General features: G+C 61.8%; 14 protein-coding genes, 1 tRNA gene and 1 riboswitch. Of the genes, 1 reads left to right on the top strand and 14 read right to left on the bottom strand.

The window, feature by feature from the left end; translation table 11 throughout:
• Positions 1 to 26: 26 nt before the first annotated feature.
• The 6 genes from cobF to cbiE are packed head-to-tail and all read right to left on the bottom strand — an operon-like array spanning position 27 to position 5,152.
• Positions 27 to 770, bottom strand: coding sequence for a precorrin-6A synthase (deacetylating) (gene cobF / locus ACR0JE_RS05350; protein WP_480863414.1), 744 nt, complete (start codon positions 768 to 770; stop codon positions 27 to 29).
• Positions 763 to 1,491: a uroporphyrinogen-III C-methyltransferase gene (gene cobA / locus ACR0JE_RS05345; RefSeq protein WP_480863413.1), complete on the bottom strand. Its 729-nt coding sequence runs from the start codon at positions 1,489 to 1,491 to the stop codon at positions 763 to 765. Before cobA ends, cobF begins: the two co-directional genes overlap by 8 nt.
• Positions 1,488 to 2,804, bottom strand: a complete 1,317-nt coding sequence (locus ACR0JE_RS05340; protein ID WP_480863412.1) for a cobyrinic acid a,c-diamide synthase CobB — start codon at positions 2,802 to 2,804, stop codon at positions 1,488 to 1,490. The genes cobA and ACR0JE_RS05340 overlap by 4 nt, the downstream gene beginning before the upstream one ends.
• Positions 2,797 to 3,591, bottom strand: coding sequence for a precorrin-4 C(11)-methyltransferase (cobM, locus tag ACR0JE_RS05335; RefSeq protein ID WP_480863411.1), 795 nt, complete (start codon positions 3,589 to 3,591; stop codon positions 2,797 to 2,799). Before cobM ends, ACR0JE_RS05340 begins: the two co-directional genes overlap by 8 nt.
• Positions 3,588 to 3,956: a cobalamin biosynthesis protein gene (locus tag ACR0JE_RS05330; RefSeq protein ID WP_480540601.1), complete on the bottom strand. Its 369-nt coding sequence runs from the start codon at positions 3,954 to 3,956 to the stop codon at positions 3,588 to 3,590. Before ACR0JE_RS05330 ends, cobM begins: the two co-directional genes overlap by 4 nt.
• Positions 3,953 to 5,152 (bottom strand): precorrin-6y C5,15-methyltransferase (decarboxylating) subunit CbiE, encoded by a 1,200-nt coding sequence (gene cbiE, locus ACR0JE_RS05325; protein WP_480863410.1) that lies wholly within the window; start codon positions 5,150 to 5,152, stop codon positions 3,953 to 3,955. The genes ACR0JE_RS05330 and cbiE overlap by 4 nt, the downstream gene beginning before the upstream one ends.
• On the opposite strand from cbiE, the gene ACR0JE_RS05320 reads away from it, so the two are divergent.
• Complete coding sequence (locus ACR0JE_RS05320; RefSeq protein ID WP_480863409.1) at positions 5,151 to 5,882, top strand: cobalt-precorrin-6A reductase; 732 nt, start codon at positions 5,151 to 5,153, stop codon at positions 5,880 to 5,882. The genes cbiE and ACR0JE_RS05320 overlap by 2 nt on opposite strands.
• Here ACR0JE_RS05320 and cobJ read toward each other — a convergent pair.
• The 8 genes from cobJ to ACR0JE_RS05280 form a co-directional block, all read right to left on the bottom strand.
• Positions 5,873 to 6,637: a precorrin-3B C(17)-methyltransferase gene (gene cobJ / locus ACR0JE_RS05315; protein WP_480863408.1), complete on the bottom strand. Its 765-nt coding sequence runs from the start codon at positions 6,635 to 6,637 to the stop codon at positions 5,873 to 5,875. The two genes, ACR0JE_RS05320 and cobJ, sit on opposite strands and share 10 nt — an antisense overlap.
• On the bottom strand, positions 6,634 to 7,362 hold the full coding sequence (locus ACR0JE_RS05310; RefSeq protein ID WP_480540609.1) for a precorrin-2 C(20)-methyltransferase: 729 nt from the start codon (positions 7,360 to 7,362) through the stop codon (positions 6,634 to 6,636). The genes cobJ and ACR0JE_RS05310 overlap by 4 nt, the downstream gene beginning before the upstream one ends.
• Positions 7,359 to 7,988, bottom strand: a complete 630-nt coding sequence (locus ACR0JE_RS05305; RefSeq protein ID WP_480863407.1) for a precorrin-8X methylmutase — start codon at positions 7,986 to 7,988, stop codon at positions 7,359 to 7,361. Before ACR0JE_RS05305 ends, ACR0JE_RS05310 begins: the two co-directional genes overlap by 4 nt.
• Positions 7,988 to 9,127 carry a cobalamin biosynthesis protein CobG gene (locus ACR0JE_RS05300; RefSeq protein WP_480863406.1) on the bottom strand — a complete coding sequence of 380 codons (1,140 nt, stop codon included), beginning with the start codon at positions 9,125 to 9,127 and terminating at the stop codon, positions 7,988 to 7,990. The genes ACR0JE_RS05305 and ACR0JE_RS05300 overlap by 1 nt, the downstream gene beginning before the upstream one ends.
• On the bottom strand, positions 9,124 to 12,417 hold the full coding sequence (cobN, locus tag ACR0JE_RS05295) for a cobaltochelatase subunit CobN (RefSeq protein WP_480863405.1): 3,294 nt from the start codon (positions 12,415 to 12,417) through the stop codon (positions 9,124 to 9,126). The genes ACR0JE_RS05300 and cobN overlap by 4 nt, the downstream gene beginning before the upstream one ends.
• A 5-nt stretch (positions 12,418 to 12,422) precedes the next feature.
• Positions 12,423 to 13,478 carry a cobalamin biosynthesis protein CobW gene (gene cobW / locus ACR0JE_RS05290; RefSeq protein WP_480863404.1) on the bottom strand — a complete coding sequence of 352 codons (1,056 nt, stop codon included), beginning with the start codon at positions 13,476 to 13,478 and terminating at the stop codon, positions 12,423 to 12,425.
• Positions 13,475 to 13,855: a DUF1636 family protein gene (locus tag ACR0JE_RS05285; RefSeq protein WP_353008281.1), complete on the bottom strand. Its 381-nt coding sequence runs from the start codon at positions 13,853 to 13,855 to the stop codon at positions 13,475 to 13,477. Before ACR0JE_RS05285 ends, cobW begins: the two co-directional genes overlap by 4 nt.
• Positions 13,856 to 13,938: 83 nt before the next feature.
• Positions 13,939 to 14,144: riboswitch (cobalamin riboswitch) on the bottom strand.
• A gap of 236 nt (positions 14,145 to 14,380) precedes the next feature.
• Positions 14,381 to 14,464 (bottom strand) — tRNA-Tyr (locus ACR0JE_RS05280).
• Between the last annotated feature and the right edge of the window lie 115 nt (positions 14,465 to 14,579).

Raw genomic sequence — 14,579 nt, 5'->3', positions numbered from 1 at the left:
AGACTTTGACGGGATTTGCACTCACATCACCGTGTGGACTTTTGCAGCAGATAGATATCCATGATCCAGCCGTGATCGGCACGGGCCTTGGCGCGGGTGTCCAATATCTGTTGGGCGACGTCGATCAGTGGCCCATGGATCAGGATTTCCTCTTTCATCCCGACATAAGCGCCCCACCAGATGTCATAACTCGCCATATCAAGGCTTTGGAATGAGCATTCCCCATCCAGCATCACCGCAACTTTCGAGGCATCTGCAGGCCACCCATCGTCTCGCAAGCGCCGCCCGGTTGTGACCACATAAGGTGCACCAATATCGTTGATCGGGATCGCATGTGCTGCTGTCAGGGCTTGTAGCGCGGTGATCCCCGGAATGACGCGTTTGCGGGGTTGTGGATCCAGCCGGGCCGCGATGCGCAGAGAACTGTCATAGAGCGATGGGTCGCCCCAGATCAACAGCGCCACTTTGGTTACATCCGGGTACTCTGCAAAGGCTGCCTGCCAGCGTAGGGCGATGGCGTCATGCCATTCGTCGACACCTCGCAGATATCCCTCATCCGAGCGGCGCTTGGGAATATCGAAATAGGCGATCTGAGGCGGCGTCTCGCAGGCCTTTGTGATGATCTCCTCCCGCACCCCGGCCAGATCAGTCTTGTTTTCACCCTTGCGTGGGATCAGGATCAGATCGGCCTCTCGGATCGCTTGCACACCCTGCTGGGTCACATGATCTGGATTGCCGGTGCCGATACCAATCAGGGTCAGCTCATACATCTTCGAATTCCGCGAGTGGGCCATAGAGGATCAGCGCCGGGGCCGTTCCGATCTCAGCTTTCAGCTTGTCCGCCAATGCGCCGATGGTCGAACGGTGAAGGACCTGATCTGGGGTCGAAACGGATTCCGCCAGTAAGGCAGGCGTCTCCAACGGCAGACCATGTGCGTGCAGCGCGTCGACCAGCAAGGGAAAGGTACGCTTGCCCATGAACACAACTGTTGTGGCCAGGCCATCCGAGAGGGCGGGCAGGTTCAGGTCGTCGGGCAATCGCCCGCTTACATCGTGACCGGTGACAAACTGCACCCTGCGCGCGGTCAGGCGGCGTGTCAGGGGAATGCCAGCTGAGGCAGCGGCTGCGACGGCAGAGGGGATGCCCGGTATGATCTCATAGTCGATCCCGGCCTCTCGCAGTGCGACCAGTTCCTCTTCCAGCCGACCAAACAGCCCGCCATCCCCGGATTTCAGCCGCACAACGTGCTGTCCGGTCTGCGCATATTCGACCAGCAGGCGGCTGACATGGTTCTGTTTAGGCGAGGGGCGCCCAGCACGTTTGCCAACCCCGACCAAATCCGCATCCTCGCGGGCATGGCTCAGGATCGGGCCGCTGCTCAGGTCATCGAACAGCACCGCATCGGCTTTTTGCAGCCGATCCACGGCTTTGAGCGTCAGAAGTTCCGGATCACCTGGGCCAGAGCCGATGAACGAGACAAAACCCGTCATGCCGAAGCCTCAGCGATCAGGTGGAAGAATGTGCCGGTGACACTGCCGCGCACCGACCCGGTTTGGGGACCTTCTGTGCCTTCGGCATCAAACACGCGCGCCAGCGGCGCGTCGGGTTGGTCGACGATCGAGGAATAGTGAAACTCATGCCCGCGCAGGGCGGTACCTGCAGCAAGTCCAGGCATCGGGGCCAGCAGCTCAGCCCGGCGATACCCCAGATTGAACTTGCGTTTCTCATAGGAAGTGACCAGCCCCAGCAACCCGGCCATTTGGTGCCGTGTGCCGTCTTTGTCAATTAGCCCTTCCCCCAAAGCCATGTAGCCGCCGCATTCGCCATGCACCGGTTTGGTTTCGGCATGGCGGCGCAGCCCGTTTAGGAAGGTATTTGCCGCTGCCAGTTTGCCGGCATGCAGTTCCGGGTATCCCCCCGGCAACCAAACCAGATCGGCCTCCGTCGCCGGCGCTTCATCCGCCAAGGGTGAGAACGGTAGCACTTCGGCCCCGGCTGTGCGCCAGCCTTCCAGCAAATGGGGGTAGGTAAAGGAAAACGCGGCATCTTGCGCCAGTGCAATCCGTTGGGCCGGGGGCCGCGGCAGCGCGGCTGACGATGGCCCAACCGGGCCTGAGGAGGCCGCCCGCTTGATCGCCTCAAGGTCCACGTGTTCCCGCAGGAACGCCGCATAACCCACGATGGCGCTTTCCAGATCGGGATGCTCTACAGCTTGGATCAGGCCCAAATGGCGCTCGGGCAGGGTCAGGTCACCGCGCCGCGGCAGCACACCCAGTACGGGCAGACCCGCACGCTCCATGCCCAAGCGGGTCAGGCGCTCGTGCCGGGGACTGGCGCAGCGGTTCAGGATCACACCTGCAAAGGGCAGGTCGGGGTTGTACATCTTGAAACCAAGGGCAGTGGCAGCTGCCGATTGCGCCTGACCGCCGACATCCAGCACCAGAACCACCGGCCAGCCCATGCGTTGCGCCGTTTCCGCGCTGGAGCCATGCCCCAGCTCGCCGGGTTTGGCCACGCCATCGAACAGACCCATCGAGCCTTCAGCGACCACAATATCCGTCCCGTCTGCCTGATCCGAGATCGCGTTCAGCAGCGGATCACCCATCGCCCAACTGTCCAGGTTGAACGAGGCCCGCCCCGCCGCTGCCCGGTGAAAAGCCGGGTCGATATAGTCGGGGCCGCTTTTGAACGGTTGCACGGTCAACCCATCCTCGGCCAGTGCCCGCAACAGCCCCAGCATAACAGTGGTTTTGCCTGTGCCCGAAGATGGCGCGGAAATCAGTATACCCGGAGGATTAGTCATCGCCATGTTCCCAGCTGGACCATGGGCTATCCGCACTTTGCGGACGATACCGACGATCATAGGTCTTTGAATAGAGGCAGCTTTCGTCAAACCCTTCACCTGCCAGCGCGGGTCCGACCATGATCAGAGCGGTACGAGAAATGCTTTCGTCCAACGCGTCTTTCAGGGTATCCAACGTGGCGCGGATGATCCGCTCATCGGGCCAACTGGCGCGATAAACAACGGCTACGGGGCAATCGGCCCCATAGGTTGGTGTCAAATCCGCGATGATCTTGTCCAGATTGCCGATCGACAGGTGAATGGCTAGCGTGGCTCCGGTACGCGCGAAGTTTTCCAGTGTCTCACCCTCGGGCATTGATGAAGCCCGACCGGGCGTACGGGTCAAAACCACGGATTGCGCCAGACCGGGCAGTGTCAGTTCGGTGCCCAAAGCCGCAGCTGCTGCCGCAAAGGACGGCACGCCGGGGGTGACGCTGACCGGAATGCCCATCTCTTTCAACCGACGGACCTGTTCTCCCATTGCCGACCAGACCGACAGGTCGCCTGAATGCAGCCGGGCCACGTCTTGCCCTGCCTTATGCGCCGCTTCGATTTCGGCCATGATCTGGTCCAGATCCATCGGCGCGGTGTTCACGATCTTCGCGCCTTTGGGGCAATGGCTAAGAATCTCTTCCGGCACCAGCGACCCTGCATACAGGCACACTGGGCAGGACGCGATGATATCGCGCCCGCGCAGGGTCAGCAGGTCGGCGGCACCCGGTCCGGCACCAATGAAATGAACGGTCATGTCTGTCCTCCGATGGCAATGGCACACGTGGCCAGCCGGTCGTCTGAGATGTGTCTGGGTGTAAGCAGCCGCGCGCCGAACCCGGCGGCAGCCAAAGCGGATGCTTCGGCCACGCTGCCGGTGCCATAGGTGGCACGGCTGCGGGGCGAGCATGTCAGGGTGCGCCGTCCGGCCAGGTCAGCGGGTACAACAAGGTGCAAGGGCAGGTCGACGATTGCCGCAAAGGCGTCCAACGCGGCGTGGCCGTCCTTGTCCGCGACCGTCGCCAGCGCATCCACCGCATGGCCCGAGGACGCCTGATTATAGGCCGCCTTCAGGCTGTCGACCGTGGCGGCGTTAGAAAACCCAAGACCGGCGACGATCATAGGGTCACGCTCCACTGCACCACCGGGTAAGCGGATTTCCATCCACGCCGGGGACCCAGAGGGCCCGCCTGCGCCAATTCAATCCGCAGCAAGTCACCGCCCAGCGTTTCATGCCACTGCGCCAGCAGCGCCTCGCTCTCGAGCGTTACTGCATTCGCGACCAGCCGCGTGCCCTTTGGCAGACTGTCGCGCAACCAGACCAGCAAGGCCTCGGACAAGCCGCCGCCGATGAATACAACATCTGGATCAGCCAAGCCTGACAAAGCCTCAGGCGCGGTGCCGTGAATAACTTCCAATCGATCCTGCCCCAGCGTGTCCGCGTTGCGCCTAATGCGGTCTGCGCGCTCGGCCAGTGGCTCAATCGAGGTGGCGGTCAAGGTCGGGTCGCACATCAGCCATTCAATACTGATGGAACCAGTGCCACCGCCGATATCCCACAGATGCTCGCCTCGCTGAGGTGCCAATGCGGATAAGGTCAACGCGCGGATGGGGCGTTTGGTGATCTGACCGTCGGTTTCAAAGATGTCGTCCGGCTTGCCAGAAGCTTTGGGGAATGACATGCCGGGGCCGGTGACCTCGAGCCCAACGCAAACGGGGTGATCGAACGTGCCCAGCAGTGCTTCGGTCAGCGAAACCGTCTGCGTATTTTCGCGCGGTCCGCCTAGGGCTTGCATCACGTGCAGTGCGCTGTCGGCAAAACCGGTCTCTGTCAGATAGGTCGCCAGTTCGGCCACCGCCTTGCCGTCGCGCAGCAGAAGGATCGCGCGCAGCCCTGCCGCCAGATGTGGGCGCAACCGGGTCAGGGGCGCGGCGTGAAGTCCAAAGGTCAATGTGGCTTCCAACGGCCAACCCAATCGGGCAGCCGCCAGCGAAAAGGTGGATTGACCGGGCAGGGCAATCCATTCGCCTTCATCAAAGGTCCGGGCAATGACCGAACCGGCCCCGAACCAGAACGGATCACCTGATGCCAGCACGACGGTGGGTCGCCCGCGCAGGTCGTATAAAATCGGTATTCCATCGGCAAATGGCACGGGCCATTCGATCTGTTCGGCCTGAGTTTCTGGAACCAGCGACAGATGCCGTGGCGGGCCCATGACGATTTCGGCCCGGTCCAGGGCTTGACGACTTGCGGGTGGCAGGCCATCCAGTCCATCTTCGCCCAGTCCCAGAATGGTCAGCCACGGAGCTTCATGCATGCCCAAACTCCTGCTTCTTGGCGGCACGACCGAGGCCAACGCCCTTGCTCGCAGCCTTGCCGAACGGGGGACGAACGCAGTATACTCTTACGCCGGGCGCGTGGACAATCCTCGCCCGCAACCATTGCCGGTTCGCGTGGGTGGGTTCGGAGGAGTCGATGGGCTGGCCGGATACATCCGCGACAACGCGATTACGCATGTTGTGGACGCAACGCACCCGTTCGCAGCAAAGATGAGTGCCAATGCTATCGCCGCGTGTAACGCTGCGGATGTTCCGCTTACCGCTTTGACCCGACCAGCCTGGAGCCCGCAGCAGGGCGATAGCTGGCAACATGTGCCGGATATCCCGGCAGCTGTTGCGGCGCTTGACGGTCCCGCTCGGCGCGTGTTTCTGGCTGTAGGTCGAATGCATTTGCAGGATTTCGCGGCTCAGCCTCAACATCATTATTTGTTGCGTCTGGTCGATGAACCGGAAACTGTACTTCTGCCCAACGCGGGTATTGTGGTCTCGCGCGGGCCCTTCACGGTTGAAGACGATGTTGCGCTGATGAGAAACCACGGCACCGAACTGGTTGTTTCGAAGAACGCAGGCGGTACGGGTGCACGCGCCAAGCTGGATGCTGCGCGGAGGCTGGGTGTGCCTGTCCTGATGATCGACCGCCCCAGCCTGCCGTCCCGGCAAGAGCTTTCTTCGGTCGATCAGGTTTTGGACTGGCTTGATCATTCCTGACCCTCGGCCAAAGTGAACCTTGGTGTGTAGACAATTGGCGCGCCTTCGCGTTCGATCACGCGGGTTAGGGAGGAGCCGACGATCACAACGGTCTGCATATCGGCCATTTCGGGCGTTGCTTCTGCCAATGTCGAAATCCGGATCGCCTCATCCGCGCGCGACACGGCGCGGGCGAACAGGATCAGGCGTTCAGGTTCACATTCCTCACGCAGTATTTCCAGCGTCTTTACAAATCCTTCGGGCCGGGACTTTGAGCGTGGGTTGTAGAATGCCATCGCGAAATCGCCCTGTGCAGCCAGACGCAGCCGCTTTTCGACCAGCGACCAGGGTTTAAGGTTGTCACTCAGGTTGATGGCGCAGAAATCATGCCCCAGTGGCGCACCCGCGCGGGCCGAGGCGGCCAGCATGGCCGTAATGCCCGGCAACACGTCGACGGGGATGTCGCGCCACTCAACTGGCCCGTTTTCCATCGCCTCAAACACGGCGGCGGCCATGGCAAACACGCCGGGGTCTCCGGACGAGACCACAACAACCCGTTTCCCCTCAGAGGCCATCTGCAACGCATGCTGGGACCGGTCAATTTCAACGCGGTTATCGCTGGCATGCAGAGTCAGCCCCGTGCGATCTGCCACGCGTGCGACATAGGGGATATAGCCAACCACATCCGTAGCCTGGGCCAAGGCAGCTGTGACTTCAGGTGTCACCAGCGCTTCATCTCCGGGGCCAAGCCCGGCAATCTTGACCCAACCCGTCATGGTCGCCGTCCCTGACCGTGAACGATAATGATCGAGAAATAGGGCGTGATCTCTTCGCAATCATCCGATAATTTGCAGACCCGCTGATTGGGCATCTGGGCGTATTCCACGATCCAGGCGCGGTCATACAGACCTGCGGTTTTCAAGGCGCGTTTGACCTTTTCGATATTGCGCCCGATTTTCATAACGACCAAAGCGTCGGTGTCCGCCATGCGACGAGCCAGATCATCTTCGGGCAATGTTCCCATCAGAATAGTCAGGACGTCGTCACCCCAAGTGATCGGGTCGCCCGTTGCGGTCCAGGCCCCGGACATGCCTGTGATCGCGGGTACGATTTCAACTTGAGCTTCATCTCGCAAGCGGTTGTAAAGATGCATGAATGAGCCATAGAAAAACGGATCACCCTCGCACAGTACCACGACATCTTCTCCTGCGTTTGACAGGTTTCTCAGATGCGCTGCGCAATCTTCATAAAACGCAGCGAGCAAGGCATTGTAGCGCGGATCAGACAGTGGAATTTCCGTGGTGACGGGGTATTCCATCGGGAACTCCGTCGCACTGCCGGGTATCATGCCATCCACAATCTTGCGCGCCTGACCGTTGCGGCCCGGCTTGCGAAAGAAAGCCACATGGCGCGCATTGCGCAGCAAACGATCGGCCCGAACGCTCATCAGGTCCGGGTCGCCGGGGCCAAGGCCAACGCCGTATATTGTGCCGGCGTTCATTCGGCGCGACTCGCGATGGCGTTTACAGCGGCAACGGTGATCGCACTGCCGCCCAGACGGCCTTTAACGATGCAGGACGGCACCGGCTGTGCCTCCCACAGCGCGTCTTTGGATTCGACCGCGCCGACAAACCCCACCGGGCAGCCGATGATGGCTGCAGGGCGCGGGCAGTCGGAGTCTTCCAGCATGTTCAGTAGATGAAACAGCGCGGTGGGTGCGTTGCCGATGGCGACTACAGCGCCCTCAAGACGCGGGCGCCACAGCTCCAGCGCGGCGGCTGAACGCGTATTGCTCATCTCTGCAGCCAGAGGGCGCACGCGCTCGTCATGCAGGGTGCAGATCACCTCATTCTCGGCGGGCAGGCGGAACCGGGTTACGCCTTCGCTCACCATACGTGCGTCACACAGGATCGGCGCGCCGTTTTCCAGCGCGGTCCGCGCGGAGGATACAAAACCGGGTGAGAAATGGACGAACTCTTCCAGCCCGACCATGCCAGCCGCGTGGATCATCCGAACGGCGACCTGCTCTTCATCGGCATCGAACCGCGCCAGATCGGCTTCGGAGCGGATGGTGGCAAAGCTTTCCCTGTAGATCGCCGCGCCGTCGGTTTCGTAAGTGTAGGGCATCAGGTGAAGTCCATCGTCATCAGTGTTTTGGGGTTCAGCCCGCGCAGGATTGGCTCATCCCCTGCGCGGCCCTGTTTGACAAGATCAAATCGTCCGTTCTGGCCGACTAAAACCACATCCGCGGGGCCCATTCGAGCGCAGCCTTTGGAACACCCAGAGACATGCAGATGGCCAGGAACGCGCGCGGCCAAGGCACGGGCGATTTCGCGGGTTTCCACCTGCGCCTGAGGGCAGAGCGGCGCCCCGGGGCAGGCGTCGGTGGTCATCAGCGGGTCAGAGCCATTTGTGACGAAGGCCGGTGCGGGTATCGCCGCCCCGCCTTCCAGCAGGATCAGTCGCCTAGGGGTGACACGTAGGGCAGAGGCGCCGCTGTCGCGGATCAGCGCGTGTAGCTCGTTGGCGGGCAATTGCCCAAAGGCCGCGCCATAGAGGCTGCCCAGATTGCAAGCACCCGGTTGCAACGGTGCGCCGATGGGTCCGGGGTCGCGGCCCTGCCACTCCGCAGGCAGACCAAAAGCCGCCACGGCCCGGGCCATGCGGCGGGTGTCTGGTGTGAAGACCTCGGCAAACCATGTGGCTAGAGCAATCAGGTGATCAATGGCCTCGGCCTCGGAGACGACACGTCCGGTCTGAGCCCCATCTGCGCGCAGGATCAGGTCATCAGCGGAACGCTCCAACCGGATATCGGCCGAGTCCGCCGCCAGCAGGCGCTCTGGTCCAGTGTCGATGGCAAAGCCGAACTTGGCCGGTAGAGCAGGCAACTCGCTCAGGCGGTCGATCAATTCCTGCGTCAGCCGCGCGGTCAGATCGCCCGGCTGGTAGAGCGGTGAGACCAGAATGTTGCGCCGGACCTCAATACCCGGCTCCGCGTCCAACAGCCCAAGCGCGGACAGCTCGGACAGCAATGCCTGGTGATCACTTTCCTGCACGCCGCGCAACTGCAGGTTCGCGCGGTTGGTCAGATCGATTGTGCCGTTGCCGAATTGCTGGGCCAGTTTACATAGGCCAAGCGCTTGTGCGGCGGTCAGCCGAGCCAGCCGAGGGCGCACACGCACCACCAGCCCATCCCCAGACATCATCGGTCGGTGGGCGCCGGGGCACCAACCTTGGACGATTGGTTTTGGGGTGGGCGCGCTCATCCCAGCCCCTCCAGATCCGCCCGGATCGAGTTGCGCCGGGTATTCCACAACCCGGCATCCAAAAGCGCGCGGAACCGGTCCTGCATCGCCTGATGGGCTTGCGGATTGGCCTTCTGCAGGAAGGCATCCACGTCTTCATCGCCCAGTGTCGCATCGTGGTAGAGGTCGAACAGATGCGGCGCAACGGTGCCCGACAGATGCGCAAACGAGGCCATGTGATCTAGCGTCGCGGCGATCTCGGCCGCGCCACGGAAGCCGTGGCGCTGCATCCCGGCGATCCAGTCCGGATTGGCTGCGCGGGCGTGGACGACGCGGCTGATCTCTTCCGGCAAGGTGCGGGCGCGTGGGTTTTCGGGATTGGTATTGTCCAGATGATAAAGCTGCGCGGTCCCACCCGTGGCCTTCTTGGCGGCAGCAAAACCGGCCTCGTGTGTCGCGTAGTCATTCGCCAGCAGCAGGTCTGTCTCGGTCAGGTCCTGCAGGTGAACAAAACTGTCGGCATGCGCCACGCGTTGGGTGATGCCCGCCTTGTCCTGAAAGATATTCTCGCCCTCCAGTGCGAAGGAGCTGGCCTCAAGCCATGCCTCACCCGCCTGCGCGCGGGCCTCGTCGGTATAGACCTCGGAAAGTTGGGTCATGTTGACGCCATAGTTGCCGGGGGCGGGGCCGAAGACGCGAGCCGACGGGGCTTGACCGGCATAGGGGTTCCAGTCGGTCGCCTCATCCCGCGCCGCCAACGCGCGGATCGCCTGACCGTAAAGCGCCGAGAGGGTCGGGAAGACGTCCCGGAACAGGCCCGACACACGCAGCGTCACGTCCAGACGTGGGCGGCTGAGGTCAGTGATCGGCAGCACTTCTATCCCCGAAACCCGTTCCGAGCCTTTATCCCAGACCGGTTTCACGCCCAGCAGGTGCAATGCCATGGCAAATTCCTCACCCGCGGTGCGCATGGTGGCTGAGCCCCACAGATCGATGATCAGCCCCTTGGGATAATCGCCTTCTTCCTGCAGGTGGCGGCGGACCAGTTCCTCAGCCAGTTTGACGCCTTGAGTGTAGGCCGCCCGCGTCGGAACCGAGCGGGGGTCGGTGGTATATAGGTTCCGCCCGGTCGGCAGAACATCCGAGCGGCCGCGGTAGGGGGAACCGGACGGCCCAGCCTCGATCCGCTTGCCGGCCAACGCGTCGATCAGAGCGTTGCGTTCTGCATGGGCCGAGGGTGCGGGGTCGAATGTGCCGGAAACCTCAGGCGCGCGGCCATAGATATGCAGCCCGTCGCCGAACTGGCTTTCTTTGATATCGCAGACAAAGCGGTCGATGCGGGTGATCGCCTCGGCGGTGCAGGTGGCCTGATCAAGGCCCAGATCGCTTTCCAACCCGATGGCCTGCGCCTCATCCCGGATGTCTTCCTGCAGGCGGTCGCGGCGTTTGGGATCCAGCCCGTCCGCGTTCGAGAACTCATCCAGCAGAGATTCCAGCCGCACCATGCGATCTGGCGTGCCGCTTTCCTTCATCGGGGGCGGGATATGGCCCAGCGTGACAGCCCCAATCCGGCGCTTGGCCTGCGCGGCCTCGCCCGGGTCGTTGACAATGAAGGGATAGATCACCGGCAGGTCACGGATCAGCGCCTCGGGCCAGCAATTCGCCGACAGCGCAACGGATTTGCCCGGAAGCCATTCCAGCGTGCCATGCGCGCCGATATGGATCAAAGCGTCTGCGCCCAATCCTTTGCGTAGCCACAGATAGAAGGCGACGTAGCTGTGACGCGGGGTGCGAGACAGATCGTGATAGTCGTCATCGCGCAGCTCGGGCGTGCCGCGTTCGGGTTGCAGTGTAACCATCACGTTGCCTCGGCGCAGGGCGGTGAAGTGGAACGCGCCCTCGGTAAAGATCGGGTCGTCCTCGGGCTTACCCCAAACGGTTTGCAGATCGGTGCGCAGTTGCTCGGACAGGTCTGCTAGGGCTGCCTGGTAGTCTTCCAAAGACCATGAAATGCGCGCATCCAGCAGGGTTTCAGCAATTGGTTCGGCCGGTGCGGTGCGGTAGCCCTCGGCCTGAAGATCGGCCAGCATCGCCTCGGCCGAGGCCAGCGCGTCGAGGCCCACCGCGTGCGCCATTTGCCAGTCCTTGCCGGGGTAGGTTGATAGCACCAGTGCGGGTACTTGATCTGCCTTGGGCTTGTTATGAAGGGTCAACCAGCCTGTGACACGGTTGATGATCGCTTCGATCCGCTCTTGCTCAGCCCGGTGGGCAAAGCGGGAATATTCCAGATGCGGATCACGCTTGCCCGGTTCCTTGAATGAGGCAATGCCCGCTGAAATGCGCCCGTCCACTTCGGGCAGCACCACATGCATGGCGAGATCGGCAGGGGAGAGACCTCGTTCGGCCTCGGCCCAAGCCTTGCGTCGGGATGTGGCGAGGGCCATCTGAAATACCGGCACGCCCGCCGCGTCCAAAGGAGACGTTCCCGATGCGCCTTTGCCCGAGAAAGAGGTGGCGTTGATGATCGCCGAAGGTTTCAGCGTGACGATGTTGTCACGCAGCCATTCAGCGGCAGCAGGTGCTTTGAGCGAAGGGGCAAAGAGGCCCACTGCGTCGAACCCGCGATCCCGCAAGCTGCGGATCACGGCGGCGACAGGGGCTGTATCCGCCGATGTCAGATAGGCGCGATAGAACGTGACGATGATACGTTTTGCGTTGCCCGAAAAGGCCGCCTCAACCGGGATCACGCCGCGAACAGGACACCACGCGCCGGATTCGGGCAGGGTTTTAGCCCCCATAACAGGGCCGGCATAAAGCCCCGCCGCCAATGCCATCTGCGCCAAGGCAGCCTGTGCCGCGACCTCTCCGCCGGTGTCGCAGAGATGCGCCAGACGGCGCAGGGTCGAGACGGGTAGGGTGGAATATTCATCCAGCCGCGTATCCTCACGTCCGTCGGCGGGTAAGACGGCCAAAGCGATCCCCTTGGCCTGAGCCAGTGACAGAACTTGCTGTAACCCGTAGGCCCAGTAAGGCACGCCGCCAATCAGACGGATCAGAATGCCCTTGGCACCCTCAAGCGTCTGTTCCACGTAGGTGTCGACGGACAGAGGATGCTTCAACGCCGTCAGGTTCGCCAACCGCAGGGTCGGCATTCGCCCTTCCGGTCCGCCACCGCGATGCCAGCCTGCCGCGAAAGCGCCCAGGTCGCTGTCCGAGAAGGACAGCACCACCAGATCCGCCGGGCTCTGGCCCAGATCGGTTGGGGTTTCCGTTTCTTCTAACCCGTGGCTTTCGCGGAAGACGACGTGCATGGGCCTTACTCGGCGGCCTCGGTGACACCCGCGAGGATATCGCGGATTTCTGCTTCTTTGATGTCGTCATGCTCGGCGATCACCACCATGCGCGAGCGGCGTTCTTCGCCGGGCCCCCACGGGCGGTCATATTGATGACGCACGCGGGCACCCACGGCTTGCACCAGCAGGCGCATCGGCTTGCCTTCGACGGCGGCATAGCCTTTGACGCGCAAAATGTTCAGCTCAGTGGCCAGAAGTTCGATCTTGGCGACCAGATCGGCTGGATCGGACTGTTCCGGCAGATCAACGATGATGCTTTCGAAATCGTCATGCTCGTGATCGTGGTGACCGTCGTGATGCGACGGGCGGGCGTCCATGTCATCCTCGGCTGCGGCCTCAAGACCCAGAACGACCCGTACGTCCACGGCGCCTTCGGCAACTTCGACAACGGGCAGCGGGCGAGGGGCCTCAGTGGCGATGATCTCTTTCGCTTTGGCTACGCCTTCAGGACCGGCCAGATCGGGCTTGGTCAGCAGAATGATGTCGGCGCAGGAAATCTGATCCTCGAACACCTCGGCCAAGGGTGTTTCGTGGTCAATCGAGTCATCGGCCAGACGTTGCGCATCCACCGCTGCCACATTTGGCGCAAAGCGACCGGCGGCGACAGCTTCGGCATCGGCCAGAGCGATCACACCATCGACGGTGATTTTCGAGCGAATATCCGGCCAGTCGAAGGCTTTCAGCAGCGGCTTGGGCAAGGCGAGCCCAGAGGTTTCGATCAGAATATGCTCAGGGCGCGGCTCCAGTGCCATCAAGGCTTCGATGGTCGGGATGAAGTCGTCGGCCACGGTGCAGCAGATACAGCCGTTCGCCAATTCCATGATGTTTTCTGCCGGACAATCGGGGATCGCACAGGATTTCAGGATGTCGCCATCGACGCCAACATCGCCAAATTCGTTGACCACCACCGCCAGACGCTTGCCCTGCGGGTTCTGCATCAGGTGCTTGACCAGTGTGGTTTTGCCCGAACCCAAGAAGCCAGTGATCACGGTGACGGGGAGTTTTTCCAAGTTGCTCATTTCAGGGCTCCAATCGGGGGAATACGGGCCGCACAGTTTTTGCGGAAATGTTCAGGACGTTCGCGCCATTTGACCAAACCATCGTCAGTGGCCAAATACTTGGTCACACCTTCGATGATCGTTTCGACATGGTCGGTTTCGTTGAGGTTTTCGTAGACAAAAGTCCAACGCGTGGGTCCGCCCCGCAACACGATGGAACATCCTTGATCGCAATTTGACAGGCACTCCACGGGTTTCAGATGGATCCCATCTGGCACGCCCGCCTGTTCCAGCGCCTTATGCAGCAAAGCGCCGGGGCGCTGGGTGTCATCTTCGATTGCCAGGCCACGGCGGCATGTCGTGCAGACCAGCAGTTCAACTGGTGCGGCTTTACTCATCTCTCTCATCCCCCTTAATCAAATCTGGGGGACGGGGTTTCATGTGGGCCGATCCAAGCCCCACACCGGAACACCCCGTCCGGTTTCATCTTCGGGCGCTGGCAGGTCTCCCGGCTTGCGGATGTCAGGGTGTATACCCTGTCGGATGTCCTGCCTTCCCAGCCTTTGGCCAGTGGCTTTGGGCACCCTCTCCGGTCACGGTCGCGGGGGCGGCTGCGTTTGGCGGTAAACCCGTTGACGCATTCCCTTTTCATCCTCTTACGAGGACACCAACGGATCGGACATGCGGCACTGATACGGTGCTTGTCAAGCGTGTCGCCGACAACCGCAACGTCGGGTGCAGAAAAACGACCTGTGGCAGTCGCTGGGCGGCATGGCTGGCTTAGCCTGCGGCTTTCGAAAGGTTTAACAGCGACCACGTCACTGAACCAAATGTTTGACGAATGACTAGACTGCTCTTCATAACTGAAGGCACAGGCCAATGGTGGGGGCGTTTTGCTCTGGAATCTGGAAGCTTTGTGAGAGTGGTGGGCGACCCTGGAATCGAACCAGGCGTGCGTCTCCGCGAGGGAGTTACAGTCCCCTGCCACACCTTGCGGCCTGTCGCCCACTGTCAGGCGTTGCACCTGACGTGGAGGCGTGATTACTAGCGGACCAAAGGAGCGTCAACAGGAAAATACGGCATTGACGCAGGAAAGCGAATTCATGGCCCGGAGGCCCTCAG

It is taken from the genome of Ruegeria sp. H3 (assembly GCF_056533095.1).
The sequence above is the reverse complement of the archived record's forward strand: the minus strand, read 5'-3'. Positions and strand labels throughout refer to the sequence as shown.